Origin of the sequence: Klebsiella michiganensis, assembly GCF_015139575.1 — a bacterium.
GTDB lineage: Bacteria > Pseudomonadota > Gammaproteobacteria > Enterobacterales > Enterobacteriaceae > Klebsiella > Klebsiella michiganensis.
In genome coordinates this window covers 1474404-1492484 of record NZ_AP022547.1, presented here as the reverse complement: position 1 = coordinate 1492484, position 18081 = coordinate 1474404, and the positions used below count along the sequence as shown (strand labels likewise).

Annotated in this window: 15 protein-coding genes and 1 pseudogene; 7 read left to right on the top strand and 9 right to left on the bottom strand. The window is 53.2% G+C overall.

Annotated elements, in window-relative coordinates; all coding sequences use genetic code 11:
• Positions 1–334 precede the first annotated feature (334 nt).
• The gene (locus JLG71_RS07135) at positions 335–526 is read left to right on the top strand and encodes a YfgG family protein (protein WP_009654356.1); all 192 of its coding nucleotides are present in this window, start codon (positions 335–337) and stop codon (positions 524–526) included.
• A 14-nt stretch (positions 527–540) separates the two neighbouring features.
• Here JLG71_RS07135 and JLG71_RS07130 read toward each other — a convergent pair whose 3' ends face one another.
• Complete coding sequence (locus JLG71_RS07130; protein WP_014230353.1) at positions 541–1428, bottom strand: LysR family transcriptional regulator; 888 nt, start codon at positions 1426–1428, stop codon at positions 541–543.
• 98 nt (positions 1429–1526) lie between these two features.
• On the opposite strand from JLG71_RS07130, the gene JLG71_RS07125 reads away from it, so the two are divergent.
• Positions 1527–2723 carry an MFS transporter gene (locus JLG71_RS07125; protein ID WP_049101685.1) on the top strand — a complete coding sequence of 399 codons (1197 nt, stop codon included), beginning with the start codon at positions 1527–1529 and terminating at the stop codon, positions 2721–2723.
• A 137-nt stretch (positions 2724–2860) separates the two neighbouring features.
• Here JLG71_RS07125 and guaA read toward each other — a convergent pair whose 3' ends face one another.
• Positions 2861–4438 carry a glutamine-hydrolyzing GMP synthase gene (gene guaA, locus JLG71_RS07120; RefSeq protein WP_200914030.1) on the bottom strand — a complete coding sequence of 526 codons (1578 nt, stop codon included), beginning with the start codon at positions 4436–4438 and terminating at the stop codon, positions 2861–2863.
• 68 nt (positions 4439–4506) lie between these two features.
• Positions 4507–5973 carry an IMP dehydrogenase gene (gene guaB / locus JLG71_RS07115; RefSeq protein WP_200914029.1) on the bottom strand — a complete coding sequence of 489 codons (1467 nt, stop codon included), beginning with the start codon at positions 5971–5973 and terminating at the stop codon, positions 4507–4509.
• A 158-nt stretch (positions 5974–6131) separates the two neighbouring features.
• On the opposite strand from guaB, the pseudogene xseA reads away from it, so the two are divergent.
• The 3 genes and pseudogenes from xseA to JLG71_RS07100 all read left to right on the top strand — a co-directional run.
• Positions 6132–7518, top strand: a pseudogene (xseA, locus tag JLG71_RS07110) (exodeoxyribonuclease VII large subunit); the annotation flags it as partial.
• 68 nt (positions 7519–7586) lie between these two features.
• A complete protein-coding gene (locus JLG71_RS07105; RefSeq protein WP_154904314.1) occupies positions 7587–8615 on the top strand; it encodes a M4 family metallopeptidase in 1029 nt (342 codons plus the stop codon).
• Entirely contained in the window at positions 8612–8956 is a 345-nt protein-coding gene (locus tag JLG71_RS07100) for a protealysin inhibitor emfourin (protein WP_009654386.1), read from the top strand. Before JLG71_RS07105 ends, JLG71_RS07100 begins: the two co-directional genes overlap by 4 nt.
• Here JLG71_RS07100 and JLG71_RS07095 read toward each other — a convergent pair.
• Positions 8953–9168, bottom strand: coding sequence for a zinc ribbon domain-containing protein (locus JLG71_RS07095; protein ID WP_004853184.1), 216 nt, complete (start codon positions 9166–9168; stop codon positions 8953–8955). The two genes, JLG71_RS07100 and JLG71_RS07095, sit on opposite strands and share 4 nt — an antisense overlap.
• A gap of 619 nt (positions 9169–9787) precedes the next feature.
• On the opposite strand from JLG71_RS07095, the gene JLG71_RS07090 reads away from it, so the two are divergent.
• Together JLG71_RS07090 and JLG71_RS07085 are read left to right on the top strand one after the other, a co-directional pair.
• Positions 9788–10819, top strand: a complete 1032-nt coding sequence (locus JLG71_RS07090; protein ID WP_186006754.1) for a Stealth CR1 domain-containing protein — start codon at positions 9788–9790, stop codon at positions 10817–10819.
• A 6-nt stretch (positions 10820–10825) separates the two neighbouring features.
• Positions 10826–12088: an O-antigen ligase family protein gene (locus JLG71_RS07085; RefSeq protein WP_200914027.1), complete on the top strand. Its 1263-nt coding sequence runs from the start codon at positions 10826–10828 to the stop codon at positions 12086–12088.
• A gap of 62 nt (positions 12089–12150) precedes the next feature.
• On the opposite strand, the gene der is transcribed toward JLG71_RS07085, so the two are convergent.
• From der to ispG, 5 genes are all read right to left on the bottom strand, one after another.
• A complete protein-coding gene (der, locus tag JLG71_RS07080) occupies positions 12151–13629 on the bottom strand; it encodes a ribosome biogenesis GTPase Der (RefSeq protein ID WP_014230361.1) in 1479 nt (492 codons plus the stop codon).
• Positions 13630–13744: 115 nt separating this feature from the next.
• Entirely contained in the window at positions 13745–14923 is a 1179-nt protein-coding gene (gene bamB, locus JLG71_RS07075) for an outer membrane protein assembly factor BamB (RefSeq protein WP_004104478.1), read from the bottom strand.
• Positions 14924–14933: 10 nt separating this feature from the next.
• Complete coding sequence (locus JLG71_RS07070) at positions 14934–15554, bottom strand: YfgM family protein (protein WP_025106605.1); 621 nt, start codon at positions 15552–15554, stop codon at positions 14934–14936.
• 34 nt (positions 15555–15588) lie between these two features.
• Positions 15589–16863: a histidine--tRNA ligase gene (gene hisS, locus JLG71_RS07065; protein ID WP_025106604.1), complete on the bottom strand. Its 1275-nt coding sequence runs from the start codon at positions 16861–16863 to the stop codon at positions 15589–15591.
• A 91-nt stretch (positions 16864–16954) separates the two neighbouring features.
• Positions 16955–18076, bottom strand: coding sequence for a flavodoxin-dependent (E)-4-hydroxy-3-methylbut-2-enyl-diphosphate synthase (gene ispG / locus JLG71_RS07060; RefSeq protein WP_004104485.1), 1122 nt, complete (start codon positions 18074–18076; stop codon positions 16955–16957).
• Positions 18077–18081: the final 5 nt, after the last annotated feature.

Sequence of the window (18081 nt, the reverse complement as noted above, 5' to 3'; positions counted from 1 at the left end):
TATTCAGGCAGGCATCCAACCAACCGTCATAATCGCGCAAGGAATAACAACGCGGAACTGGCTGGTGATTTTAGTTGTCGGTGAGAATAGACGATTGATATAAATCAAAAAATCACGTCGCTAATATTAATAATGTCTTTTTTTTAACATCAATTTGCGATAAGCAGAAAGCATGTAAATACGAGGATTATCTTATATAACATTAATTAATGTTTTACCCCTGGGATTTTTACATCCTCATCAATTGACCCTTCCGCGTTACTGTGCCTTAATACGCACATCGCCCATCCTTTGGGTATACTTTAAGGAACCTTTTGTGAGTCAGGCACCCAGTATGCGTAAACGACATCGATTTAACCGTCGCATGACCCGTATCGTACTGCTTATCAGCTTTATCTTCTTCTTTGGACGCTTTGTCTACTCCTCCATCGGTGCCTGGTACCATCATCAGGACAAAAAGCAATCGCAGCAATCCACTATCACCGTTGAACCTTCAGATCCGCTAAAAACGCCGGTACAAAAATAAGCGCGGTACGTTGTTCAGCAACCGGCCTGAGAGAGCAAACGCAGCACTTCAGCGATGCCTTTGCTGATGATTTTATCCTGCCGCATGACGATGCCTAACTGCCGATACAGGCGCGGAGTCAACGATTGCACGTTCAGGCCGACGCGATCCTGCGGATCCTCTACCGCCATACGCGGCACGATGCTGTATCCCAGCCCCGCTCGCACCATGCGCTTAATCGCCTCAATGCTGCCTAACTGCATGACTGGCACGACCATCAGTCCATTATGGCGAAACCAGCCGTCAATCAGATCCCGGGTTCCGCTCCCCGCTTCAAAAGCAATTAGCGGCAATGATTGCAGAACCTCTGGCGTCAGCGGCGAGGGCAGGTCGTCCTGAGCATCGCTAAAAATACCGACAAACTCTTCATCTAAAACTGGCGTCACCGCCAGGCTGCGTCCGTTCGCCGGAAGCGTACAAAGGCCCAGATCAAGCCGGTTCTCCTCGATAGCCCGAACCACTTCCAGGGTATTGCCAACCGTGACCCTCACCGTCAGCAGAGGGTGATCCTGATGCAGCTTCTGCAGCAGCGGCGGTAACAGGTGGATACAGGCGGTCGCCCCGGTACCCAACGTTATCGAGCCGCTGATTTCTCGATTGAATTCGCTAACCGATTGCACTGCCGCGCCCACCGCCAGTTCAATCCGCTCGCTGTGCGCCAGCAGGGCGATGCCGGCCGCCGTCGCTTTGATGCCTCGTCCTGTTCGCTCAAGCAGTCTGGTTTGGAGAAATTGTTCCAGCTGACGTACCTGCAGACTTACCGCAGGCTGCGACAGCCCCAGCAGGTCAGCTGCGGCGGAAAAGCTTCCGCGCTGTACCACCAGGCGGAACGTCGCCAGATTTCCCAGATTGAGCGTCATCATCACAAAGTTTCTCTTATAAGGGTCATAAATGGACCGGCCTGCCTCCACAATAGCGTGCAGGGTATGCTGCCGACAACAGCGTAACAAAATGGACGATCATGAAAACATCTGCAAAACCACTCTCCGCGCCGGGCGCTGTCACGCTTGCCGCCGGGTGCAACCAGCTAATAAACTGGGGAATCTCATTTTATATGCCCGGCACTTTCGCCAGAGCTATTGCTCAGGAGACCGGCTGGGCCGCAACGGAAATCTACTTTGGCCTGACTATCGCCATGCTGATGATGGCGATGCTCTCCCCGTTTGTCGCCCGGCTACTGGCCCGCTTTGGGGGCCAACGGGTGGTGGTCACGGGTACGCTGATGATTTCAGCGGGCTGCCTGGTAATGGCTTACGTCCAGAGTCTGCCGGGCTGGTTCGCCGCCTGGGTTCTGACCGGCGCCGGGATGCGTCTGGCGCTCTACGACGCGCTGTTCGCCGCGCTGGTGAATATCTATGGGCAAAGCGCCAGATTAACTATCTCGCGCGTGACGCTGGCCGGCGGCCTGGCTTCGGCTCTGTTCTGGCCGCTCGGCGCCGGGTTGTTGACGCAGATGGACTGGCGGCATGCGCTGCTGATTTATGCCCTGTTTGGCCTGCTTAGCGCGATGCTGCTGTGGAAAATGCCAAATCACAGACTGCCGTCACCGAAACGGATAATGCAACGCCAGCGGCTCTCCCACCGCGATAAACGCCCTGCCCTCCTGTACGCGTCGCTGATTGCGCTGGTAACCTTTGTTTCCAACGGTACCTCGACGCATCTCCCCGAGTATATCGCCAGCGTCGGGCTTCCTGTCGCGGTGGGAATGCTGTGGGGGATTGGGCAAACCGGCGCGCGCTTTCTCGAAGTGGCATCCGGTTCTGTCCTTACGCCGTTGCGGCTAACGATACTGACCACCCTGTTGATGCCGCTCTGCTTTGCGCTCGGCCTGAGCGGGCCATATCTGTCGTGGGCGGCCGGCGGATTTGTGCTGGGTTACGGCGCGATCAACGGCCTGACGACCGTATTTAAAGCCACTCTGCCACTGCAGCTTTTTGCCGCCGCGGATTATGCCCGGCGAACCGGTATTCTGTTGATTCCCGCGCAGCTGCTGGCCGCCGCTTCGCCGTTTGCCTACGCGTGGCTGAATGATCATCTCGGGATAAGGGGCAGTTTAGCGGTTTCCGCCGCGCTGGCCCTGGTGGTGGCAGCTCTGGCGATGGCCATTGCATGGTGTCAGCGGGAGAATACGCCAGCGGCGATTGAAGAACGGGGCTGACAGTAGAAACCCGGTGTATCGGTATTCATCGTCTCAGGGAATGCCGTAATTCGGCGATCTTGTTAAGAAAAATGCCATTAATGACGTCAATCATTAATGGCATTATTTTTTTATTCAATTAACGCAAAGAATAAAGTTTATTCCCACTCAATGGTCGCCGGCGGCTTACCGCTGATGTCGTACACCACGCGGGAAATACCGTTGACTTCATTGATGATACGGTTGGATACGCGGCCGAGGAAATCGTACGGCAGATGCGCCCAGTGAGCGGTCATAAAGTCGATGGTTTCAACCGCACGCAGGGAAACAACCCAGTCGTACTTACGGCCATCGCCCATGACGCCAACGGAACGGACCGGCAGGAACACGGTGAACGCCTGGCTCACTTTGTTGTACAGGTCGGCTTTGTGCAGCTCTTCAATGAAGATTGCGTCCGCGCGGCGCAGCAGGTCGCAGTACTCTTTCTTCACTTCGCCCAGCACGCGCACGCCCAGACCCGGCCCCGGGAACGGGTGGCGGTACAGCATATCGTACGGCAGACCCAGTTCGAGGCCAATCTTACGCACTTCATCTTTGAACAGCTCGCGCAGCGGTTCAACGAGGCCCATCTTCATCTCTTTCGGCAGGCCGCCCACGTTGTGGTGAGATTTGATGACGTGCGCTTTACCGGTTGCGGAAGCAGCGGACTCGATGACGTCAGGGTAGATGGTCCCTTGCGCCAGCCATTTCACGTCTTCCAGCTTCAGCGCTTCTTCGTCAAACACTTCAACGAACACGCGGCCGATGATTTTACGCTTCGCTTCCGGATCGTTTTCGCCCGCCAGCGCAGCCAGGAAACGCGCCTCGCCTTCGACGTGAACGATGTTCAGGCCGAAGCGATCGCCAAACATATCCATAACCTGCTGGGCTTCATTCAGACGCAGCAGACCGTTATCCACAAAGACGCAGGTCAGGTTTTTACCGATGGCGCGGTGCAGCAGCATGGCGGTCACGGAGGAATCCACGCCGCCGGACAGGCCGAGGATCACTTTATCGTCGCCAACCTGCTGACGAATGCGCTCGATGGCATCGTCGATAATTTTAGCCGGGGTCCACAGCGCTTCACACTGGCAGATATCGCGTACGAAACGCTCCAGCATGCGCAGACCCTGACGGGTGTGGGTGACTTCCGGGTGGAACTGTACGCCGTAGAAGCGCTTCTCTTCGTTAGCCATAATGGCGAACGGGCAGGTTTCGGTGCTGGCAACGGTGACGAAGTCAGACGGGATGGCGGTGACTTTGTCGCCGTGGCTCATCCAGACGTCCAGCATCGGCTTACCATCCGCGCTCAGCGCATCTTCGATACCGTGAATCAGGGCGCTATTGGTCTGCACTTCAACCTGCGCATAGCCAAACTCACGTTCATTAGAGGCTTCAACGTGGCCACCCAGCTGCATCGCCATGGTCTGCATGCCGTAGCATACGCCAAATACCGGCACGCCGGCTTCAAAGACATACTGCGGCGCGCGCGGGCTGTTATCTTCGGTGGTGCTTTCCGGACCGCCGGAAAGAATAATGCCGTTAGGATTAAACTCACGAATTTGAGCTTCAGTCACGTCCCATGCCCACAGTTCACAGTAGACACCTAATTCACGAACGCGACGCGCAACCAGCTGGGTGTACTGAGAACCGAAGTCCAGGATAAGAATACGATGTTTATGAATGTTATCCGTCATTGACGATAATTCCGAGGCAAGTGATACAGGTTAAATAAATCGCCCGGCGCGTGGCCGGGCGATGAAAATCAGGAGCCCATGCGGTAGTTCGGGGATTCCTTGGTGATAGTCACGTCGTGAACGTGGCTCTCCTGGATACCCGCGCCGCTGATGCGCACGAATTCCGCTTTGGTCCGCAGGGTGTCGATGGTACCACAACCGGTCAGGCCCATACAGGAGCGCAGGCCGCCCATCTGCTGGTGAATGATCTCTTTCAGGCGGCCTTTATAGGCGACGCGGCCTTCGATACCTTCCGGTACCAGTTTGTCGGCGGCGTTATCGGTCTGGAAGTAGCGATCGGAGGAACCTTTAGACATCGCGCCAAGGGAACCCATACCGCGGTAAGATTTGTACGAACGGCCCTGATAGAGTTCGATTTCGCCCGGAGACTCTTCGGTACCGGCCAGCATCGAACCAACCATGACGGCGGCTGCGCCTGCGGCAATCGCTTTCGCGATATCGCCGGAGAAACGAATACCGCCGTCGGCGATAACCGGGATACCGGTGCCTTCCAGCGCTTCAACCGCGTCGGAAACGGCGGTGATCTGCGGAACGCCCACGCCGGTCACGATACGAGTCGTACAGATGGAGCCAGGGCCGATCCCTACTTTCACCGCGCTGCAGCCGGCTTCCGCCAGCGCACGTGCGCCCGCGCCGGTCGCCACGTTGCCGCCGATGATTTGCAGGTCAGGATATTTCGCACGGGTATCGCGGATACGCTGCAATACGCCTTCAGAGTGGCCGTGAGAGGAGTCGATCAGCAGAATATCTACGCCCGCGGTAACCAGCGCATCCACGCGCTCTTCGTTACCGGCGCCCGCCCCCACCGCCGCACCGACGCGCAGGCGACCCTGCTCATCTTTACAGGCGTTTGGTTTACGCTCCGCTTTCTGGAAATCTTTAACGGTGATCATGCCGAGAAGATGGAAGCTATCATCCACAACCAGCGCTTTCTCAACGCGTTTTTCATGCATTTTGGCAAAAACCACTTCGCGGCTTTCGCCTTCGCGAACGGTCACCAGACGCTCTTTCGGCGTCATATAAACGCTCACCGGCTGATTCAGGTCGGTGACGAAACGCACGTCGCGACCGGTGATGATGCCGACCAGCTCGTTGTCTTCGGTCACCACCGGATAGCCAGCAAAACCGTTGCGTTCAGTCAGCTCTTTCACTTCGCGCAGAGTGGTGGTCGGCAGGACGGTCTGCGGGTCGGTAACCACGCCGGACTCATGCTTCTTCACGCGCTTAACTTCTTCCGCCTGGCGCTCGATGGACATGTTTTTATGAATAAAGCCGATGCCGCCTTCCTGTGCCAGGGCAATTGCCAGACGCGCTTCCGTCACGGTATCCATTGCAGCAGAGAGCATTGGAATATTCAGACGAATGGTTTTCGTCAGCTGAGTGCTGAGATCGGCGGTATTTGGCAGAACGGTTGAATGAGCGGGAACGAGGAGGACGTCGTCAAACGTCAGGGCTTCTTTAGCGATACGTAGCATGGGCAATATCTCGACCAGGGTGGATAAATATTGCCGTGGCATTATACAGAGCGTAACCGATTGCATCTACCCTTTTTTGCAAATAATACTTGCGATCCCCTCCCAGCAGGTTACTATCGACTGAATAACCTGCTGATTTAGAATTTGATCTTGCTCACATGTTGCCATCTCAATCCCCCTCAATTTACACGGTTAGCCGCCTCAATCAGTCGGTTCGACTGCTGCTCGAACGTGAAATGGGTCAGGTATGGATCAGCGGCGAGATTTCCAATTTCAGCCAGCCCGCTTCCGGCCACTGGTACTTCACCCTAAAAGACGATAACGCCCAGGTGCGCTGCGCAATGTTCCGCAACAGCAACCGCCGCGTGACGTTCCGTCCGCAGCACGGGCAGCAGGTGCTGGTCCGCGCCAATATCACGCTGTACGAGCCGCGCGGCGATTATCAGATCATCGTGGAAAGCATGCAGCCTGCGGGCGAAGGTCTGCTTCAGCAGAAGTATGAGCAGCTCAAGACCGCGCTGGCGGCGGAAGGCTTGTTCGATCAGCAGCATAAAAAAACGCTCCCCTCTCCCGCGCACTGCGTCGGCGTCATCACCTCTAAAACCGGTGCTGCGCTGCACGATATTTTACACGTGCTCAAGCGCCGCGATCCTTCCCTGCCGGTGATTATTTACCCGACCGCCGTCCAGGGGGAAGATGCGCCGGGGCAGATCGTTCGCGCGATTGAGCTGGCCAACGCGCGCCAGGAATGCGACGTGCTGATTGTCGGGCGCGGCGGCGGTTCGCTGGAAGATTTATGGAGCTTTAACGATGAGCGAGTGGCGCGGGCGATTTTTGCCAGCCCTATTGCCATCGTCAGCGCCGTAGGCCATGAGACTGACGTCACTATCGCCGATTTTGTCGCCGACCTGCGCGCCCCGACGCCTTCCGCGGCGGCGGAAATGGTCAGCCGCAACCAGCAGGAGCTGCTGCGCCAGCTCCAGTCCGGGCAGCAGCGCCTTGAAATGGCGATGGACTACTTCCTTGCCAACCGCCATCGTCGCTTTACCCAGGCTTTTCACCGCCTGCAGCAGCAGCATCCTCAGCTGCGGCTGGCCCGTCAGCAAACGGAGCTTGAAAGATTGCGTCAGCGCATGCGTTTCGCTCTTGAGACGCAAATAAAGCGCGCCGACCAGCGCCAGCAGCGCGCCGCGCAGCGCCTGAATCAACAAAACCCACAGCCGCGAATTCACCGCGCCCAGAGCCGTATTCAACAGCTGGAATACCGGCTGGCGGAAAACATCCGCGCGCGTCTTGGCGAGCAACGTGAACGCTTCGGTAATATGGTCACGCACCTGGAAGCCGTCAGCCCGCTGGCGACGCTGGCCCGCGGCTATAGCGTCACTTCCGCCAGCGACGGCAAGGTGCTGAAACAAACGAAACAGGTGCGCGAGGGAGACATCCTCACTACCCGTTTGAACGATGGCTGGGTAGAGAGCGAAGTGAAGAACATCACGCCGGTGAAGAAAACCCGTTCCCGCAAAAAAGCCGGATAAGCCTGCCATTTCGACCGAGGATAACTATACTGCTGTCATGCCCTTTTTAAACGGTTCTATCCGGCTAAGGAGCGTGATATGCCAGATGCTTATCCTCGTTATGTGATTCCGCCCTACATTTTACGCCGCATTGTCGATCGTGGTTCCCTTCAGCAGCAGCGCTGCGCGCAGAATACCCTCAGCCACGTTCAGACCCTGATGGCGCACGTTCCGGGGCGCCCTGCCGCGCCCCACGTCACCACGCCGGGCCTGCTTGAACGCGACATTTATGATGCCGGGCAGACCCAGGATCTACCGGGTACTCAGGTCCGTTTTGAGGGACAGCCCTCCAACGGCGACGTTGCCGTTGATGAAGCCTATGACTATCTCGGCATCACCCATGATTTTTTCTGGAAGAGCTACCAGCGCGATTCGCTGGATAACCGCGGATTGAAGCTCACCGGCAGCGTCCACTATGGTCACGAATATCAAAACGCATTCTGGAACGGCCAACAAATGGTGTTTGGCGACGGGGATGGCGAGATTTTTAATCGTTTTACTATCGCCATTGACGTGGTGGCGCACGAACTAAGCCACGGCGTGACGGAGAGCGAAGCCGGTCTCATCTATTTCGAACAATCCGGCGCGCTGAACGAATCGCTTTCCGATGTTTTCGGTTCGCTGGTCAAACAGTATCAGCGCCGGCAGACGGCAGACAAAGCGGACTGGATCATTGGCGAGGGACTACTCGCGAAAGGCATCCACGGCAAAGGTCTGCGCTCAATGTCGCAGCCGGGTACCGCATACGATGACCCTGTCCTTGGCAAAGATCCGCAACCCGCCCATATGAAAGATTTTGTTCATACCCAGCAGGATAACGGCGGCGTGCATATCAACTCCGGCATTCCTAATCACGCCTTTTATCTCGCCGCCAGCGCCCTCGGCGGTTTTGCATGGGAGAAAGCGGGATACGCCTGGTACGACGCGGTGTGCGATCAATCTCTGGCAAAAGACGCCGATTTCTCAGCCTTTGCCAGACTGACGATTCGCCACGGCGAGAAACGCTCTGGCAAAGAGACCGCAGAGGCGATTACTCAGGCCTGGGAGCGGGTCGGAGTGGTGCTATGAATCTTGCCGATCTTAGCGATGACGCGGTGATTGAGCTGGCGCGCGAGGGCGGCGTTGCCTGGATCCCGGCGCTCAGCGGGATGCGTAAGATCGTCGTGGCGAAGCTCAACGAGCAACAGAAGCAGCGGATTGCGACGATTCTCCAACAGTCGCTACCGCTGGGCAAGCCGCCGGGCCAGCCCGACTCGCCTGGACGGGGCGACCAGCGTTTTTTTCGCATCCAGATCGTCAGCGAGCAGCACTACCACAGCCTGATTATTCTCATTCCGGAGGATCGTGCGCCAGATTCACTGGTTGAACTCTGGCGCGACGGCGAAGGCTGCGTCAGCGATAAAGATTAAATCGGCACAAACTCGACGCGTTTTTTCGAAATCAGCCCGTGGCCATTCTGGCAAAAATAATCCACCGCGCCGCAGGCTTTTAACACCTCCAGCGGCTTGTGGCAGTCCGGGCAGCGGGCTTCGACAACATACTCTTTCGCACAACGCTCGCAGCGGGCGCTATTGCCCTGCACAGCAAGCTGCGCATGGCACACGGGACAATCAAATTCCATGGGGACTCCTTCTCACATTGAATACCGCTAGTTTATCACGTCAATAGCGAGTACAGTCCGCGAAGTTGCTGCTGTCGCTGTAGAGGTTGTTCAGCCTCACTGGTTCGCCGCAGGGTGAGCCCGCGAATTTCTTCCAGATCACGTTCAAATAGGCTGTGCTCACCGAAAATATATCCGCCGAGATAATGTTCATAAATCGCCCCTAAGCGCGAACAATGATGAATACGTTTTCATCAACTCAACTTATCTGGCGATACCTTTTGATAAAGAGTTAGAGATTGATTATCGAAGAACAGTGCAAAACTTTGATAAGAAGTTTATCAAAAATGTTACAAGGTAATTCTTATAACAACGTTATTAACAAAGCCTTCTGATAATTAACCATTAGCAACTCAACGTTTGTATTCAATAAATTATAAAAACATCGCAAAAATATAAAAACGCACCCAACATCAAAAAATAAAAATCAGCAATGATAAATTAACCTTGATAACTATCACATAAAACTATATTTCACTGCAATTTAATGCATGGCGCAAATATGTTTAGTTAAAACATTCACAAAAAAAATATTAACAGAAGTTAAAATAAACAACCTGGTGATTAAAGGAGAGAGGCGGTGTCCGATATTGATTTTGTTGTTTTATGGGTCGACTCCGATGATAGGTGTTGGCAGGACGATTTTATACGTTATAAAACTATCTACAGTGATACTTATAAGTTGGCAGTCACGCCATCACGCTTCAGAGATATGAGGTTGTTTAAATACTGGTTCAGGGCTGTCGAAAATTACGCACCTTGGGTTCGCAAAGTCCATCTGGTTACCTGTGGACAGGTTCCTTCATGGCTGGATAAAAGCTATCATAAAATAAATCTTGTCCGACATAGCGACATCATTGATAAAGAATATTTACCTACATTCAATTCACGAGCAATTGAAGTTAACATTCATAAAATAAAAGGATTGAGTGATCAGTTTGTATATTTCAATGACGATATGTTATTAAACTCTCCCATCACTCCAGAGTTTTACTTTAAAAAAAATTTACCTAATGATTTTTTAATCGAGAATGATATTAACCCAATATCAATTGATAATAACATTTCAAACCTAATGTTAACGACCAATGCCTCAGTTATTAATACATTTTTCAATCGCAGAGAGTCCATCAAAAAAAACATAACAAAATATTATAACTTGCAATATGGTCGATATATTAAGAAAAATATATCTAAAAAGAAAGCAAGAAACTTCACTGGTTTTTTCGGAAGGCATTTACCACAACCCTTCCTAAAATCTACTTTTGAGGAAGTTTGGTCTCATGATGAAATAAGGGACATACTGGTAAGGACCTCAAAATCCAGATTCAGAGATGGCTATAATTTAAATCAATATATTTTCAGATATTGGCATTTAGCTTCAGGAAAATTTAATCCATGCAATCCTAAAAGATTAGGCAGCCATTTTAATTTAACCGGCGATCGGCAGCAGCTTGATCACGCCATTCAGGCCCTGAAAAGCGACGTTCCGCAAATCTGCCTGAATGATGATCTTGAGGATAATACACTTTTTGAATTTGCATGTCAGAAAGTATCGGACACGCTACGTTGTAAGTTAGGAAAAACGTCAAAGTTTGAGATTGAGATGTAAATTGATATGATAAAGGAGAAATATATAAATTTCGTATTACTTTTAGCAGTAATATCAAGTAGCATTATCATCCCTGAGCAATTGCTTGGTCGGAATATATTTTACATCTATTCCTCAGTGGTAATTATTGGCTCTTTTTTTTATTTTAAGAAATTAAGAATCACCCATCAGGATTTAATGTTAGGTGCAGCCATCTTCCTTATTGGAGCATCTCAGCTATTATGGTCCTGGAGGTTTCCTGCACATCTTACGGAGATCTATCGCGCTGATACTAATTATCCCAAAACGGGTACTTATCTGATAATCGGCTCTGTAGTAATATCACTGTTCCCAGCGATCATGAGGCTATCAGGAACAGGCCAACAGAAAAAAACAACCTACTACCTCTTATTCGGTTTTATTACCCTGACATTATATGCAGTATATTGCAAAATCATTGCTCCCGGTGAGCGCCTTCGTATAAATACTTCATCTACCTTGAGCGCTGCGCTTTATACTATGTATTCGCTCTTGACGCTTTATTCGATTCTGTGTATCAGCATACGTTACAGAAAAGTGTTGGCTTCATTCATTATTTTTTCTTCGCTATATATATTGATATTAACTGAGACTCGATCAGCTTTAATCGTGTATCCTGTAATTCTGCTTTACATTTTATTTAATAAATATGCCGTAGCAAAATGGAAAGCATTATCTATTTGTGCACTTTCATTTATTTTATTTTCACTAATGATTGGTGTATTCTCGCCAAATGTTTATAAGAGAGCAAGCGAGATTATAACCGATATAACTCTTTATCAGCAAAATAATAACACATCAATAGGAGCAAGATTAACGATGTGGTATTCCGGGATAAACGAAATCATAACCCACCCCGGAGGAGTCAGCGCAAAAGAGAGATATCAAATCCTGGCTGATTTTATCAATAAAAAAGGAAATGGAAATCCAGAAGCCTTACGCAATATACCCTATCATTTACATAATGATTTGATTGAAACGATGTCGCTTCAGGGAGCTGCCAGCGGCCTGTTTTTATTTTTTTTCTATATAGCGCTTATCTATTACATGACAAGAAAGAATCCATCTTATGCCGCTTTATTTCTATGTTTGCCGGTATTATTTTTTGGTACGGTAGATTCTCTTTTCATTCATGTAAGATTCGTCATCATGTTAATCGGCTGGCTGATTATTTACACCGGTTTAACTGGAGCTTTGCTGGTTGAGGATACCCCATCTCCTCCCCTTAAAAAAGGCAATGAAGCTGAGTAATAACAACAGATACAAAAAAGCCCGCACGCGGGCTTTTTAACAATCGGCGTAGTTGTGATTCGTTATTTACTTTTCTTGATGTGCTTAATCAAGCGCTTACGCTTACGCATCTGGTTCGGCGTCAGGGTATTGCGTTTGTTGGCAAACGGGTTTTCCCCTTCCTTGAACTGAATACGAATCGGCGTGCCCATCACTTCCAGCGATTTACGGAAGTAGTTCATCAGATAGCGTTTGTACGAATCCGGGAGGTCTTTAACCTGGTTACCGTGAATAACCACGATCGGCGGGTTATAACCACCGGCGTGGGCATATTTCAGCTTCACGCGACGGCCGCGCACCAACGGCGGCTGATGGTCTTCAGCAGCCATGGTCATGATGCGGGTCAGCATAGCGGTGCCCACGCGACGGGTGGCGCTGTCGTACGCCTCGCGCACGGATTCAAACAGATTGCCTACGCCGCTGCCGTGCAGCGCGGAGATAAAGTGCACGCGGGCAAAGTCGATAAAGCCCAGACGGAAGTCCAGGGTCTCTTTCACCTGCTCTTTAACTTCCTGGCTCAGGCCGTCCCATTTATTGACGACAATCACCAACGAGCGGCCGCTGTTGAGGATAAAGCCCAGCAGGGAGAGATCCTGATCGGAAATCCCTTCGCGCGCATCAATGACCAACAGCACCACGTTGGCATCTTCAATCGCCTGCAGCGTTTTGATCACCGAGAATTTTTCGACGACGTCGGTAATTTTGCCGCGCTTGCGCACGCCTGCGGTATCAATAAGGACGTATTCCCGCTCATCGCGCTGCATCGGGATGTAGATGCTGTCGCGAGTGGTTCCCGGCATATCGTAAACCACCACACGATCCTCACCCAGGATACGGTTGGTGAGCGTTGATTTACCCACGTTCGGGCGGCCCACAATCGCCAGCTTAATCGGCAGATCCTGCGGGTTAAAATCATCTTCCGGCTCTTCAAGCGCTTCGCCGTTCTGCTCGGCTTCGAACTGCGCCCAGTATGCCGCGTCTTCATCCACTTCTTCCGGCGGGTTCACCTCGTCAACCCACGGCAGCAGCACGTGCTCGAGCAGGCTGGTGACGCCGCGGCCATGGGAAGCGGCGATAGGATAAATCTCGCCTAACCCCAGCGACCAAAAATCGGCAATCGCCTGATCGGCATCGATACCGTCAGTTTTGTTTGCCACCAGGAAAGTCGGTTTCTCACGGGAGCGCAGATGTTTCGCAATTGCCGAATCCGCCGGCATCAGGCCCGCACGCGCATCGACCATAAACAGCACCACGTCCGCTTCTTCAATCGCCAGCAGCGACTGTTCCGCCATTCGCGTTTCTACGCCATCTTCGGTACCGTCGATCCCGCCGGTATCGATACAGATAAATTCGCGGCCTTCCACTTCAGCACGACCGTACTTACGGTCACGAGTCAGCCCCGGGAAATCCGCGACCAACGCATCGCGAGTGCGCGTTAAGCGGTTAAAGAGCGTGGATTTTCCAACGTTAGGGCGCCCGACAAGCGCGACCACAGGTATCATGTTAAATGCCTCATACAAAAATCGATACAACGCCCGTTTTCACGGCGTTTTTAAAAAAGCCAAAACGGCCCCTGTCTGCCAGGGGCCGTTTCTCAAAAATAGACTACCGCTGTTGTTAACGCGTAATCGCGTACAGCGTGCCGTCTTTCGCCTGAATCAGCAGTTTGCCGTCAGCAACAACCGGATCGGTCAGGAAGCCTGAGCTGTCCACCTTCTGCTGAGCCACAAAGTGACCATCTTCAGGGTTGACCCAGTGCATATAGCCTTCGCTATCGCCAACAACCAGATTGCCATTATACAGCACAGGCGCCGTCAGCAGACGGTGCAGCAGATCGCTTTGCGTCCACAGCGTCACGCCGCCGTCGGTGGTGAGCGCCAGCAGACGGTCATTCTGGTCAACCAGGTAAATACGGTTGCCGTCGACAATGAAATCGTTCACTGAACCCAGCTCGCGTTTCCACATAATCTGGCCGCTGCGCAGATCCAGCGCCGTCAGGTTGCCGTTGTAGGCCAGCGCGTAAATCACGCCGTTCACGATAACCGGCGTCGTGTCGACGTCGTTAAGACGGTCGATTTCGGTCGGACCGGTCGCGGTAGAGATACGCTGCTGCCAAATCATCTGGCCCTGCTGCATCAGCACCGCGCTGACGCGACCGTTGTCGCCGCCCACAATAGCTGCGCCGTAGGCGGTAGCCGGAGCGGATTCGCCGCGCAGGGAGAGCGCTGGCATATCAAGGTTAACGGTCCATTTCACCGCACCATCGGCTTCGTTCAGCGCCTGAAGCTGACCGTTAGTGGTATGAATCAGCACCATGCCGTCGCTGACGACCGGACGAGAAATCGCTTCACCCGCCACGCTCGCTTCCCACGCGACGGTGCCGTCGCTGGTGTTCAGCGCATAAACTTTCGCTTTTTCGCTACCGATATAAACGTGGCCGCCGGAGACGGTCACGCCGCCGGAGAGCAGCGCAGGCGCGCGGGAGAACCAGCCGTCTTTCTCTGCCAGATTAACCGACCACACCTCTTTGCCGTCGCCTGAATTAAGGGCTTTAACGGTACCTTTACGATCGGCGGCATACACGACGCCATCAGCAAAAGCCGGGTGCAGGTTAGAGTAGAATTCGCCAATACCGCCGCCAACGGAGGTGCTCCAGGAGGTGGACGGCGTAAACTGGTTTTCCACCGTCGGCAGTGGCGACATTTTCACCACATCTTCTTCGCTGTTAAACAGCGAACAGCCGCTCAATAAGGTAACGGAAAGCAGCCCTGGCAGAAGTAATTTACGCAATTGCATCGAGTCCCTCTCAGATGGACAAATTATTTATTTTCATACGCATCATTTCGCTGAGCGCCGGTGAGGCATCGCTTTTCGCGCCCGCTTCCCATGCTGCTTTCGCCCCTTGCTTATCGCCTTTGCTCAGCAGGATCTCGCCGCGCAGGTCAGCGACAATCGCGGTCCAGCCTTCGCCTTTCACGGCATCCAGGGTTTTCAGCGCGGCATCAGGCTGCTTAAGCTGCAGCTGGACGCGAGCAAGACGCATATTGATAACCGATTTCAGGTTATCATCAGAAGCGGCCGTAAGCCCCTGCTGAAGCTGCTTTTCAGCGTTCTGCAGGTCGTTTTTCTCAACAAACTGCTGCGCCAGCTCAAGAGAAGCAAACGCACCATAGGTGTTTTTGCTGTCGGCGGCAAATTTCTGCGCAGCGTTCAGCGCTTCTGGTTTATCCGATTTGAGGGCGGAAATCGCATTTTCATAAGCCAGAGACGAGCCTCTGGCGGTATCCAACTGATGGGAGGTCCAGTAGCGCCAGCCAACCAGCGCGCCAACACCCAAAATCACCCCAACGGCCAGCGCCTTGCCATTTTCAGCAAAGAAACGCTTCAGCGCGTCGACCTGATCGTTTTCGTTATTGTAAAGTTCCACGCAGTCCTTCTCCTGACTAATGATTCCCGGGAGATTAACCCAGAAGTGTGCGCAAATGCGCGGCAACGCTATCCTGCGTTACGGTAGTTTGCTCTCCTGAGCGTAAATCTTTCACTACCACGTTTCCGTCAGCGATTTCTGACTCGCCCAGCACCAGCGCAACGCGAGCGCCCCATTTATCAGCGCGCGCAAACTGCTTCTTAAAGTTGCCGCCGCCGTGGTTGGTCATCAGCTTAACGCCGGGTAACGCATCGCGTACCTGTTCAGCCAGACGCATTGCTGCGGACTGGGTGTCAGTTCCGGAGGCTACCAGGTATATATCGACAACAGGATCGGCTTTAAATTCCGGATTCACTGCCTGAACCAGTAAAACAAGACGTTCCAGCCCCATCGCAAAGCCGACGCCAGGGGTTGCGCGACCGCCAAGCTGCTCAACCAGACCATCGTAACGGCCGCCGGCGCAGACGGTGCCCTGGGAACCGAGGCTGGTGGTGACCCACTCAAACACGGTGCGGTTGTAATAGTCGAGACCGCGCACCAGACGCTGATTCACGGTATAGCGGATACCGGCATCATCCAGCAGCGCGCAAAGTCCCGCAAAATGCGCTTTGGACTCTTCATCAAGATAGTCGCCCAGCGTCGGGGCGTCGTTCAGCAGCGCCTGGACGTCCGGGTTTTTAGAATCCAGCACGCGCAGCGGGTTAGTGTACATGCGGCGTTTGCAGTCTTCGTCCAGCTTATCTTTATACTGCTCAAGATAGGCCACCAGCGCGTCGCGATAGTTAGCGCGAGCCTCCAGCGAACCGATAGAGTTCAGCTCCAGCGCAACGTGGCTGGAGATGCCCAGCTCGCGCCACCAGCGGGCGGTCAGCATAATCAGCTCGGCATCAATATCCGGCCCCTGCAGGCCGAACGCTTCCGCGCCAATCTGGTGGAACTGGCGATAACGCCCTTTTTGCGGACGTTCGTGGCGGAACATCGGCCCGATATACCACAGGCGCTGTTCTTGATTGTACAGGAGACCATGTTCGATGCCGGCGCGTACGCAGCCAGCGGTACCCTCCGGACGCAGAGTCAGGCTATCGCCGTTACGGTCCTCAAAGGTGTACATCTCTTTTTCAACCACGTCGGTCACTTCGCCGATAGCGCGTTTGAATAACGGGGTCTGCTCTACAATCGGCAAACGGATTTCGCTGTAACCGTAGCTACCAAGCACCTGCTTCAGTGAGCCTTCAATGCGCTGCCAGAGAGCGGTTTCGCCCGGCAGATAATCGTTCATGCCACGGATGGCTTGAATGTTCTTTGCCACGTTTATTCTCTTTATATATACAAAAATGAACCCCGGCGCCTCGCGCCCGCAGGTTCAATCATACACGGGAAGCGTATCGCTTCCCAACACGTTATTTCGCTTCAACCTGCTGAATATCGATGCGACGCGCCTCATCAAGCATCGATGCTTTAGCGCGAATACGCGCTTCCAGCTGATCGATCATATCGTCGTTATCCAGTCTGTCTTTACGTACGCCGTCTTCGTACAGGCCGCTTTTCTTGTTGCCGCCGGTCACGCCGAGGGTGGAAACCAGCGCCTCGCCGGGACCGTTTACCACGCAGCCAATGATCGAAATATCCATCGGCGTAATGATATCTTCCAGCCGCTGCTCCAGCGCGTTAACGGTACCGATAACGTCAAACTCCTGACGTGAACATGTCGGGCAGGCAATGAAGTTGATCCCGCGAGAGCGAATGCGCAGCGACTTGAGAATATCGAAGCCCACTTTGATCTCTTCAACCGGATCCGCCGCCAGGGAGACGCGCAGCGTATCGCCGATCCCTTCAGACAGCAGCAGGCCGAGGCCGATCGCGGACTTCACCGCGCCGCTGCGCGCCCCGCCCGCTTCGGTGATCCCGAGGTGCAGAGGCTGATCGATCTGTTTCGCCAGCAGGCGGTAGGATTCAACCGCCAGGAACACATCGGAAGCTTTCACGCTGACTTTAAACTGATCGAAGTTAAGACGATCGAGGTGATCGACATGGCGCATTGCCGATTCCAGCAGCGCCTGCGGGGTGGGTTCACCGTATTTTTCCTGGAGATCTTTTTCCAGAGAACCGGCATTCACCCCGATACGGATAGGGATGTTTTTATCGCGAGCGCAGTCCACCACCATGCGGATACGCTCTTCGTTGCCGATATTGCCCGGGTTAATGCGCAGGCAATCAACGCCGTATTCCGCTACCTTCAGGGCAATGCGGTAATCGAAGTGGATATCGGCAACCAGCGGTACGCTAACCTGCTGTTTGATAAGCTTGAACGCTTCCGCCGCATCCATCGTTGGTACCGAAACGCGCACGATATCCGCGCCAACGCGCTCAAGGGCTTTAATTTGATTTACCGTCGCCGCCACATCGGTGGTGCGCGTGTTTGTCATCGACTGTACGGCGATGGGAGCGCCATCGCCAATCGGCACATTCCCAACGTAAATTCGCTTTGATTTTCTACGTTGAATCGGAGCCTGGTTATGCATGAAAA